Raw genomic sequence first — 23,982 nt, forward strand, 5'->3', positions numbered from 1 at the left:
TATGATCATCATCAAAAACGGCGCGCTCGTGACGCCCCAGGGGCTTCGCCGCGCCGATCTTGCCATGGATGGCGATAAGATCGTGCGGATCGCCGCAGCGATTGAGCCGGCCGAGGGCGATACCGTCGAGGATGCCGCGGGCTGCTGGGTGTTCCCGGGCTTTATCGATGGGCACACGCACATGCAGTGCTGGACCGGCATGGACTGGACGGCCGATAGCTTTGAGACCGGCACACGTGCGGCTGCCTGCGGCGGTACCACGACCATCGTCGACTACGCGACGGCCGATCGCGGCGTGACCATGCCCGATGCCTTGGTCGAGTGGCATCATCGCGCCGACGGCACCTGCACCGCCAACTACGCCTTTCATATGGCGCTCGCCGAGTGGAATGAGCGCAACCGCGCCGATCTTTCGGCCATGCGCGAGGCGGGCGTGTCGTCGTTTAAGACCTACTTTGCCTATGACCACCTGCGCTTGGACGATGCCGAGACGCTCGAGGTGTTGGAGGAGCTCAAGCGCGTGGGCGGTATCCTGTGCGTGCATTGCGAGAACGGCACGCTGGTGAATGCGCTGCAGAAGCGCGTGTTTGAGCAGGGCATCCACGGGCCCGAGGGCCATGCGCTCAGCCGTCCGGACGTGTGCGAGGGTGAGGCCGTGAGCCGCCTGCTGTATCTGGCGCACCTGGCCGGGGACGCTCCGGTCAACGTGGTGCACCTTTCGACCAAGCTGGGGCTCGAGGCCATCCGTGCTGCCAAAGCGCGCGGGCAGAAGAATATCTATGTCGAGACCTGCCCCCAGTATCTGATGCTCGACGACACCTGCTATCTGGAACAGGGCGAGGACGGCTTTGCGGGCGCCAAGTACGTGATGAGCCCGCCGCTGCGCCATGCCGGTGACCGTGCCGCGTTGCGCGAGGCGCTTGTGGCTGGCGAGATCGATACTATTGCAACCGATCATTGCAGCTTTAACCTGCACGGGCAAAAGGACCGCGGGCGCGACGATTTCCGCGCGATTCCCAACGGCGGGCCCGGCGTGGAGCATCGTCCCGTCGCGATCGCCACGAGCTTTGAGGGGCAACTGGGCCCCGAGGACCTCTGCCGCCTGATGAGCGAGAACCCGGCGCGCGTGTTTGGCATGTACCCGCGCAAGGGCTGTCTTGCCGAGGGCTCCGACGCCGACGTGTGCGTGTGGGATCCGTGCGCGCGTTGGACGATCAGCGCCGCGACACAGCATCAGGCCGTGGACTACACGCCGCTCGAGGGCTTTGAGGCACATGGCCGCGCCAAGGCCGTGTTTGTGAACGGCGTGCTGGTGGCGCGCGATGGCGAGCCCACCGGAGCCCAGCCTGGCCGCTACGTGCCCCGCTAGCAGCAAAGATGCCGTGTCCCCTCCGCAGTTGCGGTGAAATACGGACTGTTTGCGGCCGTCAGGCGGCCAAACAGTCCGTATTTCACCGCAACTGACGAGATGGGGCCGGCTACTTGAGGCTGCTGGCGACGACGGGGCGGCCGAGGGCTGCCTCGAAGCGGTCGGCCATCGTGGGGTCGCTGAGCGTGTCGACTTGGTTGAGCATGACGCGTGCGGTGCTGAGTTTCAGCGCCTGCATCTCGGAATTGAGCACCTGGGCGACGCGCTCGGGCGTGGCGATGTCGGTGAGCTCGCAGCCGCAACGCTCGCAAAAGAGCTCGGGGCGGTGGACAACCTCGGCGACGGGTTTGCCCAGTCCCGAGGCGCCGACGACCCAGACAACGTTTGCCGTGGCGGCGGGAATTACCGGCTCCCAGGCGGCATGCGCTTTGAGCGGGAGTCGCTTGCTGCCATCTGCCTCGGCCAACACATAGTCAAAGCGCTGCGCCAGCTCGTTGAGCGGCTCAGCGGGGGCGGAGAGCTTGCCTGTCTCCGGGTCCAAAACACCCGCCTGGCAGATACTTCCGCGGTTCATGCCCGCGCATGCCTCGCAGGTGCAGCCGGGAACATGCAGGGCCCCCGGCTTCCAAGGCGCGGCGTCCAGGCGACGGCACGACCCGTCCCATGGCACGCCGGCGACGGGAAACATATGCGTGGTGGTGCAGAGGAGCACGCGGCCTCCAGCGCGCATAAGCTCAAGGCCCAGCGTCTTTAGCAAGGTCGACTTGCCGCCACTGCCGATAATTGCGGTAATGCCCGGCTCGATCTTGAGCGCGGAGGCAAGGTTTCCGCTCGTCGTTTCCATCTGTTCACCGCCGTATAATACTGTGATAATAAATAATCATCAGAGTAGCGGTCGAACCGCTTTTGCTCTGCTCAAACCGTAGCACAGGGAGGTGCCCCGGGAATGCTCGTATATGTTCGCGGCGCCGGCGATATCGCCACGGGCGTCGCCGCTCGCTTGGTGCGCGCCGGCGTGTCGGTTGTCATGGCCGATATCGCGGTTCCCACGTGCATCCGTCGCACAATCAGTTTTTGCGAGGCCATTCGCCTGGGCGAGGTCGAGGTTGAGGGCATTCGCGCTCGCTTGGCGCGGACGCCGGCAGAGGCGCTTGCAATTACCGAGGCCGGAGACGTCGCCGTCGTGGTAGACCCCCAGGCCAAGATGCTCGACGAACTGAAACCCGCTGCCGTGGTCGACGCGATTCTGGCTAAGCGCAACTTGGGCACCACGCGCGATATGGCGCCTACCGTCATCGCCGTGGGGCCGGGCTTTACCGCGCCGGTCGATTGCGACGCCGTGGTCGAGACCATGCGCGGGCATTTCCTGGGCCGTGTCATTACCCAAGGTTCACCCCAGCCCAACACGGGCGTGCCGGGCATTATCGCTGGCTATGGCAAAGAGCGTGTTATCCACAGCCCCGCCGCCGGCGTGTTTCGGTCCGACCGCGCAATCGGCGACATCGTGCGCGCCGGAGACGTGATTGGCTACGCGGGCGATACGCCCATGCGCACGCAGATCGATGGCTGTCTGCGCGGGCTTTTGGCGAACGGCGTGCAGGTGACCGAGGGCTTTAAATGCGCCGATGTCGATCCGCGCGGCGATGCCAGCTATATCAACTACATTTCGGACAAGGCGACGTCGGTCGGCGGCGGCGTGCTCGAGGCACTCGCTATGCTCACCGATATCTTTAGAGGATAGAAGGCGGCAATGGAAAAGCTCGATGTTGTGAATGCGGCGCTTGTCGCCCTGCGTGCTGGCGAGACGTGCGAGCTCGTGGTCGTGGCCGGCACGGCGGGGTCGTCGCCGCGCGGCGTGGGCGCCTGGATGGCCGTCTTTGCCGACGGTAGCCAGGCGGGCACCATCGGCGGCGGCAAGATCGAGCTTTTTGCGCTGGACGAGGCGCGAGAGCTGCTGGCCGCGGGGCAATCGCGTCTGGTCCGCTACACCATGGGCGGCGAGAACTCCGATACCGGTATGATCTGCGGCGGAGCCATCTGCCTGTGCTATCTGCATCTGGATGCGATCCAGGCACAGTTGTTCCAGGAAATTGCCGACGTCTTGACGTATCGACGTATCGGCGACTTCGTCATCGACTTTGAGCCGTTTATCGCAAGCGCGCTCGAAAGCGACGCTACTGAATACCATGGCGAGGAATCGCGCCGCACCATTGCGGGTTGCCCCGGGCTTTCGCTGGTGGAGGAGGGGAGTAAGGTTACCTATACAAACGCCGCCTCCGAGATTCCTCCCGCGCACATCGAGACGCTCTGCCCCGAGGGCCTGACCTATATCTTTGGCTGCGGCCACGTGGGCGCCGCGACGGCGCGGGTGCTCACGGCGGCGGGCTTTGCCGTCGTGGCGTGCGACGACCGCCCCGGCACGCTGACCCCCGATTGGGTGCCCGGTGTCTACGATCGTCGCTTGGTCGATTACAAGAACCTGAGCGAGCTGTGCCCCATCGGCCCGCGCGACCTGGTGGTCGTCGCCACGGCGGGTCACAAGTCCGATATCGACGTGGTGATTCAGGCCATGCGCGCCAAGCCTGCCTACCTGGGCTGTCTGGGCTCGCGCCGAAAGACGGCCTTTGTGCGTGCCCGCCTGGAGCAGGAAGGCTTTACGCAGGACCAGATCGACGAGCTGCACCTTCCGATCGGCGTTGCCATCGAGGCCGAGGACCCCGATGAGATCGCCATCTCCATCGCCGCCGAGATGATCCACCTGCGCCGCACCAAACTCGTCCCCCGCAAGCGCTAATCGCATCCCCACCAATAAGTTGCGGTGAAATACGGACTGTTTAAGCCGTTTAGGCCGCCAAACAGTCCCTATTTCACCGCAACTGCTTTTTGGGATCCATTTGTGCGGGGGAGTTGTGGAGTTGTGCAGGCAGACGAGGTTTTTCTGGAAATACGCACCCAATACGCGTATAGTACCGATTGTTTTGTCGGCTCCTGCTGCGTCGAGTCCAAACCGCAAAATGCCATGAGCGGTGCGGATGCAGTCAGGAGGCACGAGGACAACCCACCGTGGCCACGCCCCGTGCTTAAAACCCCAAGAAGGAGTGAACAATGGCAGAAGAGAAGTATGTGCCGCGTCTGAAGACCAAGTACAACAACGAGGTCAAGCAGCAGCTTCAGGACAAGTTCCAGTACGAGAACGTCATGATGATCCCCAAGTTTGAGAAGATCGTCGTGAACATGGGTGTCGGCGAGGCCGCTACCGATTCCAAGGCCATCGACGGTGCCGTGCGCGACCTGCGCGCCATCACCGGCCAGCAGCCGATGATCACCCGTGCCCGTAAGTCCATCGCTACCTTCCGCCTGCGCGCTGGTATGCCGATCGGCTGCAAGGTTACCCTGCGTGGCGACCGTATGTGGGAGTTCTTCGATCGTCTGACCTCCGTCGCGATCCCCCGTATCCGCGACTTCCGCGGCATCTCCGCCAAGAGCTTCGACGGCCGTGGTAACTTCTCCATGGGCGTCACCGAGCAGCTCATCTTCCCCGAGATCGACTTCGATTCCGTCGATCACCAGCGTGGTATGGACATCACTTTCGTGACCACCGCCAACACCGATGAGGAGGCCAAGGCCCTTCTGGACGCCTTCGGTTTCCCGTTCAAGAAATAGGTTCACCTGCCCTATAAGCGCCGTTCCCACAAGGGGGCGGCGCTTGGGGCGAACAATACTCTATGTGAGGAGGATATAAGTGGCTAAGACATCGATGATCGTCAAGTGCAATCGCAAGCAGAAGTTCTCTACTCGTGAGTACACGCGCTGCCAGCGCTGCGGCCGTCCGCACTCTGTGTACCGCAAGTTCGGCCTGTGCCGTGTCTGCTTCCGTGAGCTTGCACTCAAGGGCGAGCTTCCCGGCGTTAAGAAGGCCAGCTGGTAAGTCACTACCAGCGTTTCAAGCATCCGTTTGGAACAGGGAAAACGCGCTAAAAAGGCTTTGCCGTTAAGGGCGGTGAAGAACCAAGAGCACGTGTTCATCAAGAACGAAGGAGAATCTGTATGAACCTTACAGACCCGATCGCAGATATGCTTACGCGCATCCGTAACGCTAACTCTGTGAACAAGGCCACGGTCTCCATGCCGAGCAGCAAGAAGCTCGTCGAGATCGCTCGTGTTCTGCACGAGGAGGGCTACATCGAGGGCTACGATGTCGAGGACACCGTTCCCCAGAAGACTCTGCACATCACGCTTAAGTATGGTCCCAAGAAGGCTAAGGTCATCAACGGCATCCGCCGCATTTCCAAGCCGGGCCTGCGTAAGTACACCGGCGTTGCCGACATGCCCCGCGTCCGCGGTGGCCTTGGTACCGCCATTATTTCCACCAGCCATGGCGTCATGACCGACCGCGATGCTCGCAAGCACAACGTCGGCGGCGAGATCATCGCTTACGTCTGGTAATTCGCTCGGTAGGTAGAAGGAAAGGAGATCACCGTGTCTCGTATCGGTAATAAGCCTGTCCAGATTCCCGCCGGAGTCGAAGTGGCAGTCAACGGCAACAACGTTGTCGTCAAGGGCCCCAAGGGCCAGCTCGAGCTCGATGTCTTTGAGAAGCTCGCTATCAACGTCGAGGACAATGTTCTCACCGTTTCCCGTCCCGACGACGAGCGTGAGACCCGTGCCCGCCACGGCCTCACCCGCGCCCTCATCCACAACATGGTTGTTGGCGTTTCCGAGGGCTTCGAGAAGAAGCTCGAGCTCGCCGGCGTCGGTTACCGCGTGCAGCAGAAGGGCAAGAACCTCGAGTTCTCCCTGGGCTTCTCGCACCCCGTGATCGTCGAGGCTCCCGAGGGCATCACCTTCGAGGTTCCCGACAACACCCACGTGAACGTCAAGGGTATCAACAAGCAGCAGGTCGGTCAGATCGCCGCTGAGATCCGCGGCCATCGTCCTCCCGAGCCTTACAAGGGCAAGGGTATCCACTACGTTGGCGAGCACATCCGCCGCAAGCTGGGTAAGGCCGCCAAGTAGTCGTAACCGACTCACTCGCATAAGACCAGCACCCCGTCAGGTGCTGGCAAGATCAACCTTTTTAGGAGTTTACGTATGAACAAGCATAAGGCGAAGCTGGAAGGCCTCAAGCGTCGTCAGCGTCGTGTTCGCGGCAAGGTCTCGGGTACCTCCGAGCGTCCGCGTCTTCGCGTGACCCGTACTAACGCCAACATCTATGCCCAGATCATCGACGACAGCAAGGGCTCCAGCCTGACGCTCGTCTCTGCCTCGACCCTCGAGGCCGAGTTCAAGGGCACCCACACCTCGAACAAGGAGGCTGCGGAGAAGGTCGGTCAGCTCGTTGGCAAGCGTGCCATCGAGGCCGGCATCACCAAGGTCGCCTTCGATCGCGGTGGCCGTATCTACCATGGCCGCGTCAAGGCCCTCGCCGACGGTGCTCGTGCCGCCGGTCTCGAGTTCTAGGAGGTATGTAGCACATGGCTCGTAATCAGAAGCAGCAGCGCGAGGCCTCCGAGTTCGAGGAGCGCGTCGTTTACATCAACCGCGTGTCGAAGACCGTCAAGGGTGGTCGTCGCATGAGCCTCGTCGCTCTCGTCGTCGTTGGCGACGGCAAGGGCAACGTCGGCGTTGGCATGGGAAAGTCCGCTGAGGTGCCCATGGCCATCTCCAAGGCATCTCTCGATGCCAAGAAGAACATGTTCCACGTGCCGGTGACCGAGCAGGGCACCATCCCGCACGAGGTTCTCGGCCACTTTGGTGCCGGCCGCATCATCATCAAGCCCGCTGTCGAGGGTACCGGCGTTATCGCCGGCGGCGCTGTGCGTCCCCTCTTTGAGCTTGCTGGCATCAAGAACGTCCTGTCCAAGTCCCTCGGTACCGACAACGGCCTCAACATCATCAAGGCTGCCGTCGAGGGCCTCAAGGAGCTCTCCAGCCCTGAGGACGTCGCGGCTCGCCGTGGCCTGACGGTCTCCGAGATGTTCGTCGGTAAGGAGAACTAAGCATGGCTGACACCATCAAGATCAAGCAGGTCCGCAGCACCAACGGTTGCAAGCAGGACCAGGTCCGTACTGTCCGTGCCCTCGGTCTCCACAGGATCCGCGAGGTTCGCGAGATTGCTGACAACGAGTCCGTCCGCGGCATGATCTTCAAGGTCAAGCACCTTGTCGAGATTGTAGAGGAGTAGCAAATGCAGCTTCACGATCTTACTCCCGCGCCCGGTTCCACCAAGAACCGCAAGCGCGTCGGCCGTGGCAATTCTTCGGGTCACGGCACCACTTCTGGCCGCGGTCAGAAGGGCCAGGGTTCCCGCTCTGGTGGCACCAAGGGTGCCGGCTTCGAGGGTGGCCAGACTCCGCTGGCTATGCGCCTGCCCAAGCTTCCGGGCTTCCGTAACCCCCGTCGTATCGAGTACACCGCTGTTAACGTTGAGCGTCTCGAGCGCAAGTTCGAGGACGGCGCTGTGATCGACGGTGCCGCTCTTAAGGCCGCTCGCATCACCAAGAGCGAGTTCGAGCCCGTCAAGGTGCTCGGCAATGGTGAGCTCACCAAGAAGTTCACGGTCAAGGTCGACAAGGTCAGCGCTTCTGCGCAGGCCAAGATCGAGGCCGCCGGCGGAAAGGTCGAGCTGCCGTGCTAAATGGTCTTAAGAATGCTTTCCGCATCAAAGAATTGCGCGAAAAGATTCTTTTTACCATAGCTATGCTCGTCGTGTACCGCATTGGTGCGCACGTTCCTGTGCCCGGCATTCCCTTCCAGGGGATGCTGGGCCTTTTCTCGACCGATAACAATTCGGTCGCCGCAGGTGCTATGGCCCTCCTGAATCTTTTCTCTGGCGGCGCGTTGAGCTATGTGTCGGTGTTTTCGCTGGGCATCATGCCTTACATCACCAGCTCGATCATCCTCCAGATGCTCCAGGCCGTCGTGCCTTCCCTGCATGAGCTTGCCCGCGAGGGCGAGGTCGGTCAGACCAAGATTACGCAGTATTCGCGTTACCTCACCCTTGCTCTGGCAATCCTCAACTCCGTGGGTTACCTCTTCCTCTTTAAGAGCTTCGGCATCAGCTTCAATGGCGCCGGCGCTCCCGAGATCATCTTCGACCTCATGATCGTCGGTACGCTCACCGCGGGCGCCATGCTGATCATGTGGATTGGTGAGCTCATCACCCAGCGCGGTATCGGCAATGGCATGTCGCTGATCATCTTCGCGAACATCATGGCCGGTCTGCCGCAGGCTATCTTCTCCAGCACCGAGGGCAATGCCGGTGGCATCATCACCATGGTGATCATCTGCGCCATCATCCTGCTGGTTATCCCGCTGATTGTTTTCCTTGAGCGCGGCCAGCGCCGCATCCCGGTCTCCTACGCTAAGCGCGTCGTGGGCCGTCGCATGATGGGTGGCCAGACCACCTACCTGCCCATCAAGGTCAACACCGCGGGTGTCGTGCCGATCATCTTCGCTTCGGCGCTGCTGTACTTCCCGGCTCAGATTGCCGTGTTCTTCCCCGGCATCGGCTGGATTCAGGCAGTTGCCTCCGCGCTTTCGACCGGTTGGCTCAACTGGGTGCTTAACGTTGTCCTCATCGTGTTCTTCGCGTACTTCTACACCTCCATGGTGTTCAACCCCGATGACACGGCCGATAACCTTAAGAAGCAGGGCGGCTTTATTCCGGGCGTCCGTCCGGGTAGGGCTACCGCGGCCTACATCAAGAACGCGCTCAACAAGATCACGCTTCCCAGCGCTGTCTTTTTGGCGCTCATCGCCATCGTGCCTTCGATCATCTTCTCCTTCACGGGTAACCATCTGATTCAGGCATTTGGCGGCACGTCCATCCTCATCATGGTCGGCGTCGTGCTCGACACGGTCGATAAGCTCGAAGGCCAGATCAAGATGTTTGATTACGATGGTTTCTTTAAATAGGCTAGAGGAGGATTGCTCATGAACCTCGTATTGCTCGGAGCTCCGGGTGCCGGTAAGGGCACCGTTGCACAGGAGCTCGTCGCCGAGTTTGGCGTCGCCCATATTTCCACGGGCGACCTGCTGCGTGCTGCCGTCAAGAGTGGCACCGAGCTTGGTATTCAGGCTAAGAAGTACATGGACGCTGGCGAGCTCGTTCCCGACCAGCTCGTGATCGACCTTGTCAAGGAGCGCCTTGCCGCCGATGACGCCCAGCAGGGCTTCATCCTCGACGGCTTCCCGCGCAACACCGCCCAGGCTGTGACGCTCGATTCCGAGCTCTCCGCCATGGGTCGCGAGATCGACTGCGCCCTTCTGGTCGACGTGGCCCCCGAGGTCATCATCGACCGTCTGTCTTCGCGTCGCACCTGCCGCGCCTGCGGTTACACCGGCACCGCTGCCGATGCTACCTGCCCCAAGTGTGGTGGCGAGATGTATCAGCGCGACGACGACAAGCCCGAGACCATTAAGAACCGTCTCGACGTCTACGAGAAGTCCACGAGCCCGCTCGTTGACTACTATCGTGGCCAGGGTCTGCTCAAGTCGGTCAACGGTGACCAGGCTCGCGAGACCGTGTACGGGGATGTCAAAGAGGCTCTCGGTCTATGATCAAGATTAAGTCTGCAACGCAAATCGAGCAGATGAAGAAGGCAGGAGCGCTATCTAAGATGGCGCTCCGCCACGTTGGAGCCATGGTGCGCCCCGGCGTTTCGACTTTTGAGCTCGATCAGCTCGCGGAGCAGATTATCCGCATGCATGGCGGCACCCCGGCCTTTAAGGGTTATGGCGGGTTCCCGGGGACCATTTGCGCATCGATCAACGATGCCGTGGTCCACGGTATTCCCAACCCCGACATGATCCTGCGCGATGGCGATATCATCTCCATCGATACGGGAGCCGTTGTCGACGGTTGGGTCGGCGATAACGCTTGGACGTTTTTCGTCGGCACCCCCACGCCCGAAGCCAAGGCTTTGTGCGAGGTCACGCGTGATTGCCTTAAGGCTGCCATCGAGCAGGCTGTTCCCGGTAACCATATCGGGGACGTCGGTTATGCCGTTCAGTTCCTCGCCGAGTCTCACGGTTACGGCGTGCTTCGTGATTATGTGGGCCATGGCATTGGCCGCGTGATGCACGAGGACCCCAATGTTCCTAACTATGGAAAGAAGGGGAGGGGCGTTCGCCTCCAGGCCGGCATGGTCATTGCCATCGAGCCGATGGTTACGATGGGTTCCAACCATGTGAGCACGGGCTCCGACGGTTGGATTGTTACGACCAACGATCACCTGCCCGCCGCGCACTACGAGAACACCGTCGCCATTACCAATGACGGTCCGGTGATTCTCACCACGGATGCCCAAGGTGCTTGGTGTTCCTTGCAAGGCGGTGAAATGTAAAAGTCGCCGCCCCCTGATGCCCAACCTCGCCTTTCAATTTCGAAGGCATGACCCCAAGGTCTATGCCTTCTCATTTCAAGGCGATCTTGGGCATCAGGGAACGGCTTTGTTTTACATTTCAAATGTAACAAGTTCCACTTAGTTGTGGAGCCATTACGAAGTTATTACGATGCGTGCATACGTGTTGTAGAATACTCAATCGCTGTCGTTTTCTAGAGAAAGATGATTGCTTGTGAAGAAGGAAGACGCAATTGAGCTCGAGGGTACGGTAAAGGAACCGTTGCCCAACGCCATGTTTAAGGTCGAGCTCGAGAACGGTCATTCGGTTCTGTGCAACATTTCTGGCAAGATCCGAATGAATTACATCCGTATTCTCCCCGGTGACAGGGTTGTCGTGGAGCTTTCCCCGTACGACCTGACCCGCGGCCGCATCACCTATCGCTACAAATAGCGGCACGCATACACGCACTCCATTTCCGACTGCAGGCTTAGCTCAACCTACGGTCGGATTGTGTGTGAAGACCAGCCATAGTTTTAAACGCCTGCGGCTGGGCGAGTAGATAGTAGGGAAGTAGTTTGAGCGCTACCGAAAGGAAGAACGATGAAGGTACGTCCTTCGGTCAAGAAGATGTGCGATAAGTGCAAAATCATTAGGCGCCATGGCAAGGTCCTCGTCATTTGCGAGAACCCCCGTCATAAGCAGCGTCAGGGTTAAGAGAGGAGACTACGTTGGCCCGTATTAATGGTGTCGACCTCCCGCGTGAGAAGCGCGTTGAGATCGGTCTGACCTACATTTACGGCATCGGCCGCACCACTGCGACGAAGATTTGCGTCGAGTGCAACGTTAACGTGGATACGCGCGTTAAGGACCTCACCGAGGATGAGGTTAACGCCATCCGCGATTATATCGATAAGAACCAGATCATGGTTGAGGGCGACCTCCGCCGTGAGCGCAACCAGAACGTCAAGCGCCTTATGGACATCGGCTGCAACCGCGGCCTTCGTCACCGCAAGGGCCTCCCGGTCCGCGGCCAGCGCACCCACACTAACGCTCGTACCCGCAAGGGCCCGAAGCGTCAGATCGGTGCTAAGAAGAAGAAATAAGGAGCGCTAGATAGATGGCTACTGCTAAGAAGAACGTTCGCGCTGCCCGTCTGAAGCGCGCGGACCGTAAGAACATTTCCGTGGGCCAGGCTCACATTCGTTCTACGTTCAACAACACGATCGTTTCGATCACCGATCCCCAGGGCAATGTCATTTCCTGGAAGTCGGCTGGCCAGGTGGGCTTCAAGGGCTCCCGTAAGTCCACGCCGTTCGCTGCCCAGATGGCTGCCGAGGCTGCTGCCAAGCAGGCCATGGAGCACGGTATGAAGAAGGTTTCCGTCTTCGTCAAGGGCCCCGGCTCCGGTCGTGAGACCGCCATCCGCTCCCTCCAGGCTGCTGGCCTCGAGGTCTCGAGCATCCAGGACAAGACCCCCATTCCGCACAACGGCTGCCGCCCCAAGAAGCGTCGCCGCGTGTAACTGAAAGGATCGTATCAATATGGCAATCGACAGGACTCCTGTTCTTAAGCGCTGCCGTCAGCTCGGGATCGATCCCGCTGAGCTCGGTTACAGCAGCAAGAAGGAATCTATCCGTCAGCCCAAGCGCCGTCGCAAGGAATCTGAGTACGGCATGCAGCTGCGCGAGAAGCAGAAGGTCAAGTTTATTTATGGCGTTCTGGAGAAGCAGTTCCACGGCTACTTCAACAAGGCCCGTAAGATGAACGGCGTCACCGGTGAGAACCTCATGATCATCCTTGAGTCTCGCCTCGACAACGTCGTCTTCCGTCTTGGCTTCGCCCGCACCCGCAAAGAGGCTCGTCAGTCCGTCCGTCACGGTCACTTCACCGTGAACGGCAAGCGCGTGGACATCCCGTCCTACCGCGTCAAGGCCGGCGACGTCGTCGCTGTCGGCGAGAAGTTCCGTGACCTCCTCCCCATCAAGGAGGCTCTGATTTCCTCCGAGCGCTTTGAGGTCCCTGGCTGGCTCGAGGTCGATATCGAGAAGCTGTCTGGTAACGTGCTCGCTCTGCCGACGCGTGAGCAGATCAGCGGTGATATCAACGAGCAGCTCATCGTCGAGCTCTACTCTAAGTAGTCCATCCGGGCTGCTGAGGCTGGAGGTAATACATGTCAGAATTCATTAGGCCTCAGGTTCAGGTCGAAGAGATCAACGAGACGTCTGCTCGTGTCTCCGTCGAGCCGCTCGAGCGTGGCTACGGCGATACGCTGGGTAACTCCCTTCGTCGCGTTCTTCTGTCCTCGCTCGAGGGTGCCGCCGTCGAGGCTATTCAGATCGATGGCGCGCAGCACGAGTTCATGACCATCCCTAACATGGTCGAGGATGTCACCGACATCGTCCTGAATGTCAAGGGTCTTGTCTTCAGGGCTCTCGGCACGACCGACGAGGCGACCGCCACCATTTCGGTTGACGGCCCCTGCGAGGTCACCGGTGCGGACTTCTTTATTCCGTCCGAGTTTGAGCTGGTCAACCCCGAGCAGCACATCGCTACGCTCACCGAGGGTGGCCATCTCACCATGAGCATGCGCATCGGCTATGGCCGCGGCTATGTTTCTGGCGAGGCCAACAAGCGCGACAACGATCCCATCGGTGTGATCCACGTCGACTCGCTGTACTCGCCGGTTTCCCGTTGCGCCAAGCTCGTTGAGGCTTGCCGTGTCGGTCAGCACACCGACTACGACCGCCTTGTCCTCGAGATCGAGACCAACGGCTCCATCGCCCCGCGCGACGCCGTGGTCCAGGCTGCCAATATCATCAACCAGCATATGGCCGCCTTTATGAACCTTGCCGAGACCCCCGAGGTCGAGGAGGAGGCTTCGATCTTCGCTCCCGAGGTCACCAACGACAACGCCGAGCTGGACAAGCAAATCGAGGATTTGGACCTTTCCGTCCGTTCCTACAACTGCCTTAAGCGCGCCAGCATTCACTCGGTCCGTCAGCTCGTTGAGTTCTCGGAGAACGATCTGCTCAACATCCGTAACTTCGGTGTTAAGTCGATCGAGGAAGTGAAGGACAAGCTTGAGTCCATGGGCCTGAGCCTGAAGGCTTAATGCTTCGCATATTTGAGGAGAAACTAGACCATGCGTCACAACGTTAAGAAGGGCCTGAAGCTCGGCACCGATGCGAGCCACACCAAGGCCATGAAGAAGAGCCTTGCTAAGGCCCTCTTCGAGAACGACCGCATCAAGACCACCGAGACCCGCGCTAAGGCGCTGCGTTCGGTCGTCGATCCGATCATCACCTGGGCCAAGAAGGGCGACCTGCACTCTCGTCGTCTGGCTATCGCCAAGCTCGGCGATAAGCAGCTCGTTGCCGAGATTTTCGACAAGGCTGCCCAGGGTATGTGGCAGGACCGCAACGGCGGTTACACCCGCATCATGAAGCTCGGTAACCGCAAGGGCGACAACGCTCCCATCGTTATCATGGAGCTCGTCACCGAGCCTTGCACGCCTAAGGCCAAGAAGGCTGCTCCGGCCCCCAAGAAGGCCGCTGCTCCCAAGAAGGTCGAGGCTGCCGAGGAGGCTCCTGCTGAGGAGACCGCTGAGTAGACAATCCGTCTGCATAGGCTATATTCGAGGGGTACGTTCGCGTACCCCTCTTTTTTTGTCGAAATGCCATTGCCTGTTTGTTGGGAGCGCCCATGACCGCGCCGTCTGATTTCAATTCGATTTCTGAGCTCGATGCCACGCTCGTTTTCCGCGTGGCCTACGATGGCTCGTCCTACAGCGGCTTTGCCGAGCAGCCCGGTCAGACGACGGTTGCGGGCGAGTTGCGCCGCGCTATCGAGACGCTCCTGCGCCGCCCGATCGACCTGACGTGTGCGGGGCGTACCGATGCCGGCGTGCATGCGGTGGCACAGTTCATCAGCGTGCCCGTAACGGACGCTGAGTTGGCTTTGACGCGCCGTAGGTGGCTGAGGGCTATGGATGCCCTCCTGCCCAAAGATATCGCCATAAACGAGGTCTACAAGGCCCGTAAAGGCTTTTCTGCACGCTTTGATGCGCGTTCCCGTACGTATACGTACCGTATTGCCGATCGCGACGCGCGCCCTGTGCTTTCGCGCGGTGCGGTGTGGTGGCACCGCTACCCATTGGATGTTGAGGCGATGTCTGCGGCCTGTCCCGCGCTGCTGGGCGAGCAGGACTTCAAGAGCTTTTGCAAGGTGGCGTCTGCCGTTGGCAAGCCCACGCATCGCTGCGTGATGCGTGCCGAGTTTGGCCATGAGGTTGCGTTTGGCGAGGACATCCTGACGTTTACCATCGAGGGCAATGCGTTTCTGCATTCGATGGTCCGCACGATCGTGGGCACGCTTGTCGAGATTGGCATGCATCGCCGTGAACCCGAGTGGATGCGCGAGGTCATCGATGCTTGCGACCGTACCGCTGCGGGCCCCACGGCTCCTGCCTGCGGCCTTACGTTTATGGGCGTGGATTACGATCCCGCCGAGCTTATCGTGCTCGACTAGGGGAGGGCTCGACGCGTCGTGCGTCGACACCTGTCATCTGTGGGCTGCGCGTGTGCAGCATCTGTTCTTGGCGTGCAATACAACCGGTGTCTCATTGCTTTTATTGCCGGGGTGTACCATGAACGACAGTTTGATTCACTGCTGTCGAGAGGACGGATAACTTGGTTCGACGTGGCTCGCATCCGCGACTTTCGGTGATCCTTGTGGCAGAAGGTTCGCCCAGCTATGCGATGCGTGCGCTCGAGAGTATCCAGAACCAAGACCTCTACGATTTGCAGATTGTCGTTGTCTGCCGCGATGCTGCGCCCGGTGTGCGACATTCGCTTCAAGTTGCTGCCGACAGGGACATCCATATTGATTTGATTGACGTCGAGGACGCGAAGCGCGGCGCTTGTCTTCGTGCCGGTTTTGCTGCCTCGCGCGGCTCTCAAATCATCGCTATGAACGCCGATGAGTGGTTTGCTCCGCAGTCCCTTTCCAAGATGGTCGATATCGCGTGCGATACTACGGCAGACATAGTGCTCCCCACGGTGTCGCTCGACCGCTATGATGCACATCGAGAGCGCCATTCGCGCGTCTTGGATGCTGCTCATATTTCCATTGATAGCAAATCTTCGATGGTGGCCGGGCTGCCTCAGTTGATTTTAGGCGGCCTAGTCGTTCAGACCTCTGGCGTGATGTACAGCCGCTCGCTGTTTGAGGCATGCTTTTTGTGCGACAAGGTGTTTCGCACAGTTGGGTTTATGGCATACGCGCTTTCGCAGACACGATGCGTGTCCGGCTGCGGCGATGCTTGTTTCCACACGGCGGCACCTAAACTTACAGATGCCTTTGATCCCACCATGTATGCCAAGGTATCCGATGACACTCGAGCGCTCGACGAGCTTGCGGACTCACTCTCGGAAGCAGACAGCGGTGGTCGGCTCAAGCTGGCAAGCCAAAAGTTCTACTTTGCCGGACTGGTCGCCTGCATCGAGAATTTGTGTCTGAGCCCGCATGGGGTGTCGTCAATCGAGCGTTCCGCCCGCATGCGTGATATGCTCGATGCGCCTCGAACCCGTCAGATGGTCGCCGCGCTCAAGGATAACCATCGGGGGCTCGGTCTGTTGTTTGGGCCGATCGCCAGCGCCAAGCCCGCGCGCTGCGTGATGTGTACGCATCTGGCAGCTTTTCTTAACCGGACGGGCGCAAAAACCGCCTAAACGGCTCATTTCGAAACAAACTTGCATAGAATTGTTTCGAAATGCGTTCTTATACACAAAAGCCTTCAAATAGCGTTAAACTATTCAATCACTGATTGATTGTCTCCGCCATCTTTTGGAGAGAGGGTTTGTATGGCTAAAAAACGCAATGGGCGCCAGGATGCCATTAGAGATATTGTGCGCAATAAGGACGTCCGTACGCAGCGCGTGCTGGTCGATGAGCTCCGCGCTATGGGCTTTGATTGCACGCAGGCGACTGTCTCTCGCGATATTGCCGATATGGGGCTGCGTAAGCTCCCTGAGGGCATCTATGTTCTGGCAGAGGACCTGCACCTGCAGCGTATGGTTTCCGAGCTCGTAACGGGCGTTCTGCGCACCGATAATCTGGTTATGATCAAGGCTCAGCCTGGCACGGCTTCCGGTATCGCCGCCGCCGTTGATGCGGCAGAGCTGCCCGATGTGCTTGGCTCGCTTGCCGGCAACGATACGATTTTGGTTATTGCCCAGACGGCCGAGGACGGCGAGCGTCTTGAGGCACTGATCAATAAGCTGAGCAATTCTCGCAAGTAGGCGTGCGGGTCGTGCGCTCGGCACCGTGCGCGCTGACATAGTGGCTTGTAAGGGGTATCGACGTTGGTCGGTACCCCCCTTTTTTGTTCGCCGGTATAAAGACCGCCCACCAGGTCGCTTCAAACTAAAAGGCCCCCGAGCAGTTCAATAGGCTGCTCGGGGGCCTTGTTGCTTATGGCCGGATGATTTCTAGCCGACCGTATCGTCAGGCGTGGGCGAGGGGTCGGGAGTGGGCGTAGGCGTAGGCGTAGGCGTAGGCGTAGGCGTGCCGCCATCGCCGCCGGTCGAACCACCAGTGGAGCCGCCCGTCGAGCCACCGGTCGTACCGGTGCCGCCGGTGGTGTCGCCGCCCGTGGTCTCGGTGGTCGTGGTCGTCGTGGTAGTCGTTGTGGTGGTTTCCTCTTCGTCCTCGTTCTCGTCCTTGTCGTCGTTCTCCGTCTTCTTGGAGTTGTTGGTGCCGTAGAACTTCCAGACGCTGTTGTTCTTGTAGGTGGGCGCCGTTCCGGTCGCAAACTCCTCGCGCTCGGTACCGGTCAGAACGGTGTTCATAAACCGCTTAAAGACAGGCAGGTTGGTGCTGTCGCCCAGCAGGTCTGTGCCGTATTTTTGGATGGGGATCTCGCCCGCGGAATAGCCGGTCCACAGGGCGCACGCCAGCTGCGGGGTATAGCCGCAGAACCACAGGTTGGTGGTGTTGTCGGTGGTGCCCGTCTTGCCGGCATAGGGCTGGTTGACGCTCAGGGCACCGGCAGCACCCGTACCGCCGCCCTGCATGACGCCGGACAGAACATCGGTGACCGCGGCGGCCTCGCCCTCGGTAAGCACCTGTGAGGGATTGTCGGTGTGCTGGTACAGCACCGAACCGGTACGAGAGTCAATCTCGGTGATGGCGATCGGCTGGCGATAGTAGCCGCCGTTGGCAAACGTCGCGTAGGCGGCGGCCATCTCGAGCGGCGAGATCGAGCCGGTGCCGAGCGTCATGACGGGAACGTCCTCGATGTTGTCCTTGGCGGGGTCGATGCCGAGCTTTTTGACGAGCGAGATGATCTTGCTGTTGCCGACGGCTTCCGCCACCTGGATGTAGCCGGTGTTGGAGGAGTATGCCGTCGCCTGCTTAAGCGTGATGTTGCCATAGCTATGGTTGGCGTAGTTTTGGACCTCGGTCGTGGTGCCCTTGGCCTTGAGCGGCGAGTTGCAGTTGAGGGTGACGTTGGGGTTCATGCCGTTTTGGATGGCAGTTGCCAGTGTAAAGGCCTTAAAGGTGGAGCCGACGGGACGCTTGGCCGTGGCATGGTTTACGTGGTTCTCGTCGGCGTTGTAGTCGTAGCCGCCCACCATGCACTTGATGTAGCCGGTCTTGGGATCGACGACGACCATGCCCATGTCCAGGCCGTCGAGCGAGAGCGTGTCGAGCTGCTCGCGAACGGCATTCTCTGCCACCTGCTGCATCGTGGGGTCGATGGTGGTCTTGACGGTCAGGCCGCCCTTAAAGAGCACGTCGGTCGAGAACTCCTGCTCCAGCAGCTGCTTAACATAGGCGACAAAGTAGGGCTGCGAGTATACGTCGACGCCGCTGCCCGAAATCTCGGTCACGTTGAGGGTGATGGGCTCGGCCTGTGCGGCATCGTGTTCCTCCTGCGTGATGTGGCCCAGGCGCAACATGTTGTCGAGGACCTTGTTGCGACGGGACAGCGCTAGGTCGGGGTTGACCGTGGGGTCGTACTGCGAGGGCGAGTTGGGAAGGCCGATGAGCAGCGCGGCCTCGCTGAGGGTGAGATCGGCGGCGCTCTTGGACAGATAGGTCTCGGCTGCGGCCTCGATGCCGTAGGCACCGTGGCCGTAATAGATGGTGTTGAGGTACATCATGAGGATCTCGTCTTTGGAGTACATGTCCTCCATCTTGACGGCGATGTAGGCCTCGCGCACCTTACGCTCGATGGTCGAGTCGAACTGCTCCTCCTGCAGGATGGTGTTGCGCACCAGCTGCTGGGTGATAGTCGAGGCGCCTTCGTGCCCGCCGCCGAGGGTTGCCACCGCAGCACGCGCGATACCCCACAGGTCGATACCGCCGTGCTCGTAGAAGCGCTCGTCCTCGACGTCAACGGTGCCCTGCAGCACGTAGGGGGAGACCTCGTCCTTGGTGATGGACTTGCGGTTTTGCGTGTAGAAGCTCGCGATCTTGTTGCCGTTGCAGTCGACGATCTCGGTGGGCTCGCTCACCAGATACGCGTTGGCGTCGGTGTAGTCGGGCAGATCGGACAGCCAGCGGTTGACGTTGCCGACCATGCCGATGCCAAACGCCACGCCCGCAATCAGCAGAAAGCCCAAAAACGAGAGCAGGATTATGGGCAGGGCATGCGTCTTTGAACGGCTGCGTCCCTGTCGTTGGCGAGGACCCATATATTGACCTCCAGGTATGTCGTGCCCGACGGCGGATGTGTCGTCGAGGCAGGATGGACATAAGTTATTACACGATAAACCAAACGGGGCGCGCGAGGCCTCGTGTATGCTGGAAGACGGCATTTTTCAGAGTGAATGCATACCTTGGTAAGGAGTTTGCCGATGGCGATTCGGGCGATGGGGCCGAGCGGACAATACGAGACTGGATTGGATGCTGCCAGTGCGGCGCTGCCCGAGCTGCTGGCGCCGGCGGGCGGGCTCGACCAGATGCTTGCGGCCATCGCCGCGGGTGCCGATGCCATCTATGCGGGGTTGGGCGGCTTTAACGCCCGCGTGAGCGCGCATGGTTTTACGGATGACGAGTTTGCGCGCGGCTGCGCCGTGGCGCATGCCCATGGCGTGCGCGTGTACGTGACGCTCAACGTGTTCGTGTTTGACGATGAGCTGTCCGATGCGGTGGCGCTGGGAGCTCATGCACTGGAGCTGGGCGCCGATGCTCTGATTGTGGCCGATGCCGGGTTGGCCTGCGCGCTGCATGCGGCAATTCCGGGGGTCGAGATTCATCTGTCCACCCAAGCGGGCGTCCATAGCAAGGGCGCCGTGCGTTTGGCGGCTGACGAGCTGGGGGTCGAGCGCGTGACGACGGCGCGCGAGCTGACCGTGGCAGAGATTGCGACGCTCTGCGCTACCGGTGTGCCCATCGAGGTGTTCTGCCATGGCGCCATATGCATTGGCTATTCGGGTGCGTGCGAGTTTTCGGCCCTGCGGCGCGGACGGTCGGCGATGCGCGGCGACTGCACGCAGCCGTGCCGTCTGACGTACGACCTAGTGGACGAGGCGGGGCAGAGCGTTGTCGCCGTCGAGGGAGATCGCCTGCTGTGCCCGCGCGACTATCTGGGCATTGCACATCTGCCCGAGCTTGTAGATGCCGGCGTGGCGTCGCTCAAGATCGAGGGGCGCATGAAGAACCCCGATTACGTATTCAACGTGGTGCGGGTGTGGCGCCGGGCACTCGATATGCTGTGCGACGGCGCGTGGGACCCCGGTGCCGTGGAAGAGCTTGAGCGCGAGCTGGGAAGGTCGTTTAACCGTGGGTTTACCGATGCGTACCTGCGAGGGCGTTCGGGTGCCGAGCTGATGAGCTTTGAGCGCGCAATTAACCAGGGCGTGCGCGTGGGGCGTTTGGTCGCTGTGGGCCACGAAGAGGTGACCGTTGAGCTCGACGCCGCCGTGGCGGCGGGCGACACGCTCGAGATTCGGTTCTATCCGGGTGTCGACGCGCGTCCCGATGTGCCCAAGCGCTGGCCGCAGGTGCCCTGCCCGGTGGATGCCGCAGCGGGGAAGCGCGTCGTCGTGCATTGCAAGCGTAAGGTGGACACGGGCTGCGAGGTATACCTGATTCGCAGCGCCGGCATGTTGGGTCAGACGGCGGCGGTGTTGGAGCGCATGCGGGCCGAGGCGGATGCGATTGCGCCCGTTGCACGTGCCGTTGAGGTACTGCCCTTTGAGGACGTTGTGGTGGATGGCGGTGCGTCGACGGAGTTGGTGGAGTGCGCGGTTCCCGCTCGCATGGTTTTTGCTTGGCAGCTGATGGATGCCGACCTGCGCGGAGAGCTCGATTTGTCCGACGCCGTTGTGGTGCTTGACGAGGTGTGCCGCACGGGTGACGCTGACCGGACCCGCTCACTGATGCAGCGTGCCGGGCGCGTCGTCTGCCGCAACCTAGGACAGGTGGTGATCGCTCGCGAGCTGGGCGTGACGTTTGACGTGGCGGCGCCGGTGTTCTGCGCGAATCGGGCCACGCTTACCTGGCTGCGCGGACTCGGTGCGGGGCGGGTGTACTTGCCGGCCGAGTTACTCGGCAATGATGCGGAGCGTATTGCCGAACTGGCTGCTGAACCCGGCGTCTTGGGTCCGGTCGACGCCGACCGTCCCGAGCTTATGGTGTGCGAGCACTGCCTGCTGACCGCCGAGGGCGTCTGCGCCACCGATGCGACGGGACAGGTTCGTTGCCGCGACTGTTTGCGTCGTCGGCAGGTACGCTATCTGGTCGAGCGTGACGGTACACGTCTGCCAGTTGCCATTGACGCATGCGGCAGGACGAGGATTTTCCTGTCGTAGGTGCCGCGTCGCGTCAGTTTGTTATCATAAGAGAGTTTATGGACTTCCAGCACCGCCGTTTTCGGCGAGGGTGCTATAGCAAAAGGAGGATACCCAATGCTGTCTGTTGACGAGCAAATGCGTATCATCACCTCGGGCGCAGCGCAGATCGTCCCCGAGGCCGACCTTCGCAAGAAGCTTGAGAAGGGCGAGCCCCTCAACATCAAGCTCGGCGTCGATCCCACTAGCCCCGATCTGCACCTGGGCCATGCCGTGCCGCTGCGCAAGATGCGCCAGTTCCAGGACCTGGGCCACAACGTCACCCTTATCATCGGCAACGGCACCGCGCTGATCGGCGATCCCTCGGGCAAGAACTCCACGCGTCCGCAGCTTTCGCAGGAGCAGATCGAGGCCAACGCCGAGACCTACGTGAGCCAGGCCATGAAGATCCTGGATCCCGAGAAGACCACCATTGTGCACAACGGCGACTGGATCCTTTCGATGGACCTGGCCGGCCTGCTGCAGGTGTGCTCCAAGTTCACCGTCGCCCGCATCCTTGAGCGCGACGACTTTACCAAGCGCTACCAGTCTCAGACGCCGATCGCCCTGCACGAGTTCCTGTACCCCGTGATGCAGGCCTTCGACTCCGTTCAGATCAAGGCCGACGTGGAGATGGGCGGCACCGACCAGCTCTTTAACCTGCTCGCTGGTCGCGAGCTCATGGAGAAGATGGGCATGGAGCCGCAGATCGCGCTTACCATGCCGCTGCTCGAGGGCACCGATGGCGTGCGCAAGATGTCCAAGTCATACGGCAACTACATCGGCCTGACCGACGCTCCCAAGGATATGTTCGGCAAGACCATGTCTATCCCCGACGAGATGATTGGCAAGTACTATCGTCTGGCCAGTTCGCTCACCCCGGCCGAGGTCGACAAGATCGACGCCGCCCTGGCCGACGGTTCCGCTGACCCCTACGAGCTCAAGCGCGCTCTGGGCCGCGACCTGTGCGATACCTACCACGGCGCCGGCGCCGGCGACGAGGCTCAGGCCGAGTTCGACCGCGTGTTCAAGGAGGGCCAGCTTGCCGATTTCCCCGAGAAGCACGTCGAGCTGACCGTCAACGACGAGGGCCAGATCTACCTCGCAGGCCTGCTTAAGGACCTGGGCCTTTCGGCGAGCGCCGGCCAGGCCCGTCGCGACATTGACGGTGGCGGCGTCAAGATCAACGGCAAGGCCGTGGCTCCCAAGAGCTACAACATCGACCCCAGCGCCCTTAAGCTGGGCGACACCCTCTCCGTAGGCAAGCGCAAGGGCTTTAAGTTGATTTAGTTCCACCGTTCTAACGAACGGCGGACCGGCCGACGCTGCGCGGGCCGCATTTGGACAATCTGACGTTCAACTTCAAGGGCGCGACCAGAAGGTCAGCGCCCTTTCGTTTCACGTCACCTTGTCTCAAATGCGGCCCGCTCGCTGTCGTTGCCAAAACATCGGCGCTTCCGTTGTTGGCACTTGGGGACGTTCCTTTTAATATGAGCAGGACATTGTCAAGAGGCAAAATCGGGCCTGGCCCCAACGATATGGGGTCAGGCCCTCTCCCTATATCAACCCGTCCGCGGCGACCTCGGCGTGTCTTCCCGACGCTCGTCTTTGCAGTTTAATATCCGCCCGCGGCGATCTCTCGCTGGGCAATCCGTTGCTACGGCTGAGGCTTCTACGTCGAACCGACAGTCTGTGCACGCGTGTGGCGCCCTGGGCGCTCGCAGAAAAGGGACCTGAGGTTCGCCTCAACGGCTTCGGATCGAACCGCTTCCGGGGTGATCGGCTTATGTGCGGGGGACCGCCCCCCTACGCCTCCTCGGCCATGAGGCCGACCGCCCATACCCAGCAGGCGAGCTCGCGCGCCGTGGCCACGTTCGCCTTGTTGCCGTGGACCCCGCGCGCGAGCAGCGCCTCCCGCCTCTCGACCAGCCTCCGCACGCCCTTGGCGGCATGCCTCCGGGCGACCCGGTCCGGGGCCTGGCCCCTGGCGAGGTCCTTCGGCCGCCCCGAGCACGTCAGGTAGTGCCACGCGGCCTCGACCAGCGCCTTCCTCAGGTGCTTGTTGCCAGCCTTGGTGATCGCGCCCCTGCGGTCGCTCTCCCCGCTGGAGTGCTCGGAGGGCGTCAGGCCGACCCATGCGGCGAACGACCGGGCATTCCTGAACCTCGAGAACTCGCCGGCCTCGAACACGAGGTCGGCGGCGGACGCGGTGTCTACGCCCTTGAGGCAGCGGAGGGAGTCGACCCTCCTCCTCCACCTGGGCTTGCGGGCCTCGGCCTCGACGAGCCCCTCGAGCCTCGCCTTGTCCTCCGCCGCCCGCCTGACCGCGTCGACGTAGTAGGCGAGCACGTCGTTGTCGGCCCCCTCCGCGAACCTTATCGACTCGATCCAGGACCAGTGCGCCCGGGTCCAGTTGCCCTTCCTGCG

The 23,982-nt window shown here is 61.0% G+C and carries 29 protein-coding genes; 26 read left to right on the forward strand and 3 right to left on the reverse strand.

What is annotated here, in order from left to right:
* Position 1 precedes the first annotated feature (1 nt).
* Positions 2-1,369: a dihydropyrimidinase gene (gene hydA, locus ABG996_RS08580; protein ID WP_347479577.1), complete on the forward strand. Its 1,368-nt coding sequence runs from the start codon at positions 2-4 to the stop codon at positions 1,367-1,369.
* A 109-nt stretch (positions 1,370-1,478) separates the two neighbouring features.
* Here the strand turns inward: hydA and yqeC are convergent, their stop codons facing one another.
* Entirely contained in the window at positions 1,479-2,213 is a 735-nt protein-coding gene (gene yqeC / locus ABG996_RS08585; protein ID WP_347479574.1) for a selenium cofactor biosynthesis protein YqeC, read from the reverse strand.
* A gap of 102 nt (positions 2,214-2,315) precedes the next feature.
* Between yqeC and yqeB the strand changes: the two genes are divergently transcribed.
* The 23 genes from yqeB to ABG996_RS08700 all read left to right on the forward strand — a co-directional run bounded on the left by yqeB (position 2,316) and on the right by ABG996_RS08700 (position 17,016).
* A complete protein-coding gene (gene yqeB, locus ABG996_RS08590; protein ID WP_347479573.1) occupies positions 2,316-3,110 on the forward strand; it encodes a selenium-dependent molybdenum cofactor biosynthesis protein YqeB in 795 nt (264 codons plus the stop codon).
* Between the two features lie 9 nt (positions 3,111-3,119).
* Positions 3,120-4,163, forward strand: coding sequence for an XdhC family protein (locus ABG996_RS08595; protein WP_347479571.1), 1,044 nt, complete (start codon positions 3,120-3,122; stop codon positions 4,161-4,163).
* Positions 4,164-4,474: 311 nt separating this feature from the next.
* Entirely contained in the window at positions 4,475-5,032 is a 558-nt protein-coding gene (gene rplE, locus ABG996_RS08600) for a 50S ribosomal protein L5 (protein ID WP_006235260.1), read from the forward strand.
* Between the two features lie 79 nt (positions 5,033-5,111).
* Entirely contained in the window at positions 5,112-5,297 is a 186-nt protein-coding gene (locus tag ABG996_RS08605) for a type Z 30S ribosomal protein S14 (RefSeq protein ID WP_022094280.1), read from the forward strand.
* A gap of 119 nt (positions 5,298-5,416) precedes the next feature.
* Positions 5,417-5,815 (forward strand): 30S ribosomal protein S8, encoded by a 399-nt coding sequence (rpsH, locus tag ABG996_RS08610; RefSeq protein ID WP_006235262.1) that lies wholly within the window; start codon positions 5,417-5,419, stop codon positions 5,813-5,815.
* Between the two features lie 33 nt (positions 5,816-5,848).
* Positions 5,849-6,385 carry a 50S ribosomal protein L6 gene (gene rplF, locus ABG996_RS08615; RefSeq protein WP_006235263.1) on the forward strand — a complete coding sequence of 179 codons (537 nt, stop codon included), beginning with the start codon at positions 5,849-5,851 and terminating at the stop codon, positions 6,383-6,385.
* 75 nt (positions 6,386-6,460) lie between these two features.
* Entirely contained in the window at positions 6,461-6,829 is a 369-nt protein-coding gene (gene rplR, locus ABG996_RS08620; protein ID WP_006235264.1) for a 50S ribosomal protein L18, read from the forward strand.
* Between the two features lie 14 nt (positions 6,830-6,843).
* Positions 6,844-7,368: a 30S ribosomal protein S5 gene (gene rpsE / locus ABG996_RS08625; RefSeq protein ID WP_006235265.1), complete on the forward strand. Its 525-nt coding sequence runs from the start codon at positions 6,844-6,846 to the stop codon at positions 7,366-7,368.
* A gap of 2 nt (positions 7,369-7,370) precedes the next feature.
* Positions 7,371-7,553: a 50S ribosomal protein L30 gene (gene rpmD, locus ABG996_RS08630; protein WP_006235266.1), complete on the forward strand. Its 183-nt coding sequence runs from the start codon at positions 7,371-7,373 to the stop codon at positions 7,551-7,553.
* Between the two features lie 3 nt (positions 7,554-7,556).
* On the forward strand, positions 7,557-8,006 hold the full coding sequence (gene rplO, locus ABG996_RS08635; protein ID WP_006235267.1) for a 50S ribosomal protein L15: 450 nt from the start codon (positions 7,557-7,559) through the stop codon (positions 8,004-8,006).
* A complete protein-coding gene (gene secY, locus ABG996_RS08640; protein ID WP_347479565.1) occupies positions 8,000-9,286 on the forward strand; it encodes a preprotein translocase subunit SecY in 1,287 nt (428 codons plus the stop codon). Before rplO ends, secY begins: the two co-directional genes overlap by 7 nt.
* 18 nt (positions 9,287-9,304) lie before the next feature.
* On the forward strand, positions 9,305-9,931 hold the full coding sequence (locus ABG996_RS08645) for an adenylate kinase (RefSeq protein WP_161192216.1): 627 nt from the start codon (positions 9,305-9,307) through the stop codon (positions 9,929-9,931).
* Complete coding sequence (gene map, locus ABG996_RS08650; RefSeq protein ID WP_161156850.1) at positions 9,928-10,716, forward strand: type I methionyl aminopeptidase; 789 nt, start codon at positions 9,928-9,930, stop codon at positions 10,714-10,716. The genes ABG996_RS08645 and map overlap by 4 nt, the downstream gene beginning before the upstream one ends.
* Positions 10,717-10,948: 232 nt before the next feature.
* The gene (gene infA / locus ABG996_RS08655) at positions 10,949-11,167 is read left to right on the forward strand and encodes a translation initiation factor IF-1 (RefSeq protein WP_035137443.1); all 219 of its coding nucleotides are present in this window, start codon (positions 10,949-10,951) and stop codon (positions 11,165-11,167) included.
* 150 nt (positions 11,168-11,317) lie between these two features.
* A complete protein-coding gene (gene rpmJ, locus ABG996_RS08660) occupies positions 11,318-11,431 on the forward strand; it encodes a 50S ribosomal protein L36 (RefSeq protein ID WP_006363204.1) in 114 nt (37 codons plus the stop codon).
* Between the two features lie 14 nt (positions 11,432-11,445).
* Positions 11,446-11,820, forward strand: coding sequence for a 30S ribosomal protein S13 (rpsM, locus tag ABG996_RS08665; protein ID WP_022094275.1), 375 nt, complete (start codon positions 11,446-11,448; stop codon positions 11,818-11,820).
* A 14-nt stretch (positions 11,821-11,834) separates the two neighbouring features.
* Positions 11,835-12,239 carry a 30S ribosomal protein S11 gene (gene rpsK, locus ABG996_RS08670; RefSeq protein ID WP_006235274.1) on the forward strand — a complete coding sequence of 135 codons (405 nt, stop codon included), beginning with the start codon at positions 11,835-11,837 and terminating at the stop codon, positions 12,237-12,239.
* Between the two features lie 19 nt (positions 12,240-12,258).
* Complete coding sequence (rpsD, locus tag ABG996_RS08675; protein WP_006235275.1) at positions 12,259-12,855, forward strand: 30S ribosomal protein S4; 597 nt, start codon at positions 12,259-12,261, stop codon at positions 12,853-12,855.
* Positions 12,856-12,887: 32 nt separating this feature from the next.
* Complete coding sequence (locus ABG996_RS08680) at positions 12,888-13,829, forward strand: DNA-directed RNA polymerase subunit alpha (RefSeq protein WP_006235276.1); 942 nt, start codon at positions 12,888-12,890, stop codon at positions 13,827-13,829.
* Between the two features lie 30 nt (positions 13,830-13,859).
* Positions 13,860-14,327 (forward strand): 50S ribosomal protein L17, encoded by a 468-nt coding sequence (gene rplQ, locus ABG996_RS08685; protein ID WP_055287451.1) that lies wholly within the window; start codon positions 13,860-13,862, stop codon positions 14,325-14,327.
* A 92-nt stretch (positions 14,328-14,419) separates the two neighbouring features.
* Complete coding sequence (truA, locus tag ABG996_RS08690) at positions 14,420-15,244, forward strand: tRNA pseudouridine(38-40) synthase TruA (protein WP_347479559.1); 825 nt, start codon at positions 14,420-14,422, stop codon at positions 15,242-15,244.
* Between the two features lie 203 nt (positions 15,245-15,447).
* A complete protein-coding gene (locus tag ABG996_RS08695) occupies positions 15,448-16,446 on the forward strand; it encodes a glycosyltransferase family 2 protein (protein ID WP_347479556.1) in 999 nt (332 codons plus the stop codon).
* 132 nt (positions 16,447-16,578) lie between these two features.
* Positions 16,579-17,016 carry an arginine repressor gene (locus tag ABG996_RS08700; RefSeq protein WP_006235280.1) on the forward strand — a complete coding sequence of 146 codons (438 nt, stop codon included), beginning with the start codon at positions 16,579-16,581 and terminating at the stop codon, positions 17,014-17,016.
* Between the two features lie 189 nt (positions 17,017-17,205).
* Here the strand turns inward: ABG996_RS08700 and ABG996_RS08705 are convergent, their stop codons facing one another.
* Positions 17,206-19,416 (reverse strand): transglycosylase domain-containing protein, encoded by a 2,211-nt coding sequence (locus tag ABG996_RS08705; protein ID WP_347479555.1) that lies wholly within the window; start codon positions 19,414-19,416, stop codon positions 17,206-17,208.
* Positions 19,417-19,578: 162 nt separating this feature from the next.
* On the opposite strand from ABG996_RS08705, the gene ABG996_RS08710 reads away from it, so the two are divergent.
* On the forward strand, positions 19,579-21,537 hold the full coding sequence (locus ABG996_RS08710) for a U32 family peptidase (RefSeq protein ID WP_347479553.1): 1,959 nt from the start codon (positions 19,579-19,581) through the stop codon (positions 21,535-21,537).
* Between the two features lie 96 nt (positions 21,538-21,633).
* Positions 21,634-22,845: a tyrosine--tRNA ligase gene (gene tyrS / locus ABG996_RS08715; protein WP_006235283.1), complete on the forward strand. Its 1,212-nt coding sequence runs from the start codon at positions 21,634-21,636 to the stop codon at positions 22,843-22,845.
* A 516-nt stretch (positions 22,846-23,361) separates the two neighbouring features.
* Here tyrS and ABG996_RS08720 read toward each other — a convergent pair.
* Positions 23,362-23,982, reverse strand: a 621-nt coding sequence (locus ABG996_RS08720; RefSeq protein ID WP_347484031.1) for a transposase, incomplete at its 5' end; no start/stop codon positions are given.

The sequence above is a fragment of the Collinsella aerofaciens genome, from assembly GCF_039836695.1.
In the GTDB taxonomy this organism is placed as follows: domain Bacteria; phylum Actinomycetota; class Coriobacteriia; order Coriobacteriales; family Coriobacteriaceae; genus Collinsella; species Collinsella aerofaciens_BD.

Coding starts and splice junctions, on each gene's coding strand:
- hydA (WP_347479577.1), top strand. CDS start 2: ATGATCATCATCAAAAACGGCGCGCTCGTGACGCCCCAGGGGCTTCGC.
- yqeC (WP_347479574.1), bottom strand. CDS start 2,213: ATGGAAACGACGAGCGGAAACCTTGCCTCCGCGCTCAAGATCGAGCCG.
- yqeB (WP_347479573.1), top strand. CDS start 2,316: ATGCTCGTATATGTTCGCGGCGCCGGCGATATCGCCACGGGCGTCGCC.
- ABG996_RS08595 (WP_347479571.1), top strand. CDS start 3,120: ATGGAAAAGCTCGATGTTGTGAATGCGGCGCTTGTCGCCCTGCGTGCT.
- rplE (WP_006235260.1), top strand. CDS start 4,475: ATGGCAGAAGAGAAGTATGTGCCGCGTCTGAAGACCAAGTACAACAAC.
- rpsH (WP_006235262.1), top strand. CDS start 5,417: ATGAACCTTACAGACCCGATCGCAGATATGCTTACGCGCATCCGTAAC.
- rplR (WP_006235264.1), top strand. CDS start 6,461: ATGAACAAGCATAAGGCGAAGCTGGAAGGCCTCAAGCGTCGTCAGCGT.
- rpsE (WP_006235265.1), top strand. CDS start 6,844: ATGGCTCGTAATCAGAAGCAGCAGCGCGAGGCCTCCGAGTTCGAGGAG.
- rpmD (WP_006235266.1), top strand. CDS start 7,371: ATGGCTGACACCATCAAGATCAAGCAGGTCCGCAGCACCAACGGTTGC.
- rplO (WP_006235267.1), top strand. CDS start 7,557: ATGCAGCTTCACGATCTTACTCCCGCGCCCGGTTCCACCAAGAACCGC.
- ABG996_RS08645 (WP_161192216.1), top strand. CDS start 9,305: ATGAACCTCGTATTGCTCGGAGCTCCGGGTGCCGGTAAGGGCACCGTT.
- map (WP_161156850.1), top strand. CDS start 9,928: ATGATCAAGATTAAGTCTGCAACGCAAATCGAGCAGATGAAGAAGGCA.
- rpmJ (WP_006363204.1), top strand. CDS start 11,318: ATGAAGGTACGTCCTTCGGTCAAGAAGATGTGCGATAAGTGCAAAATC.
- rpsK (WP_006235274.1), top strand. CDS start 11,835: ATGGCTACTGCTAAGAAGAACGTTCGCGCTGCCCGTCTGAAGCGCGCG.
- rpsD (WP_006235275.1), top strand. CDS start 12,259: ATGGCAATCGACAGGACTCCTGTTCTTAAGCGCTGCCGTCAGCTCGGG.
- ABG996_RS08680 (WP_006235276.1), top strand. CDS start 12,888: ATGTCAGAATTCATTAGGCCTCAGGTTCAGGTCGAAGAGATCAACGAG.
- rplQ (WP_055287451.1), top strand. CDS start 13,860: ATGCGTCACAACGTTAAGAAGGGCCTGAAGCTCGGCACCGATGCGAGC.
- truA (WP_347479559.1), top strand. CDS start 14,420: ATGACCGCGCCGTCTGATTTCAATTCGATTTCTGAGCTCGATGCCACG.
- ABG996_RS08700 (WP_006235280.1), top strand. CDS start 16,579: ATGGCTAAAAAACGCAATGGGCGCCAGGATGCCATTAGAGATATTGTG.
- ABG996_RS08705 (WP_347479555.1), bottom strand. CDS start 19,416: ATGGGTCCTCGCCAACGACAGGGACGCAGCCGTTCAAAGACGCATGCC.
- ABG996_RS08710 (WP_347479553.1), top strand. CDS start 19,579: ATGGCGATTCGGGCGATGGGGCCGAGCGGACAATACGAGACTGGATTG.
- tyrS (WP_006235283.1), top strand. CDS start 21,634: ATGCTGTCTGTTGACGAGCAAATGCGTATCATCACCTCGGGCGCAGCG.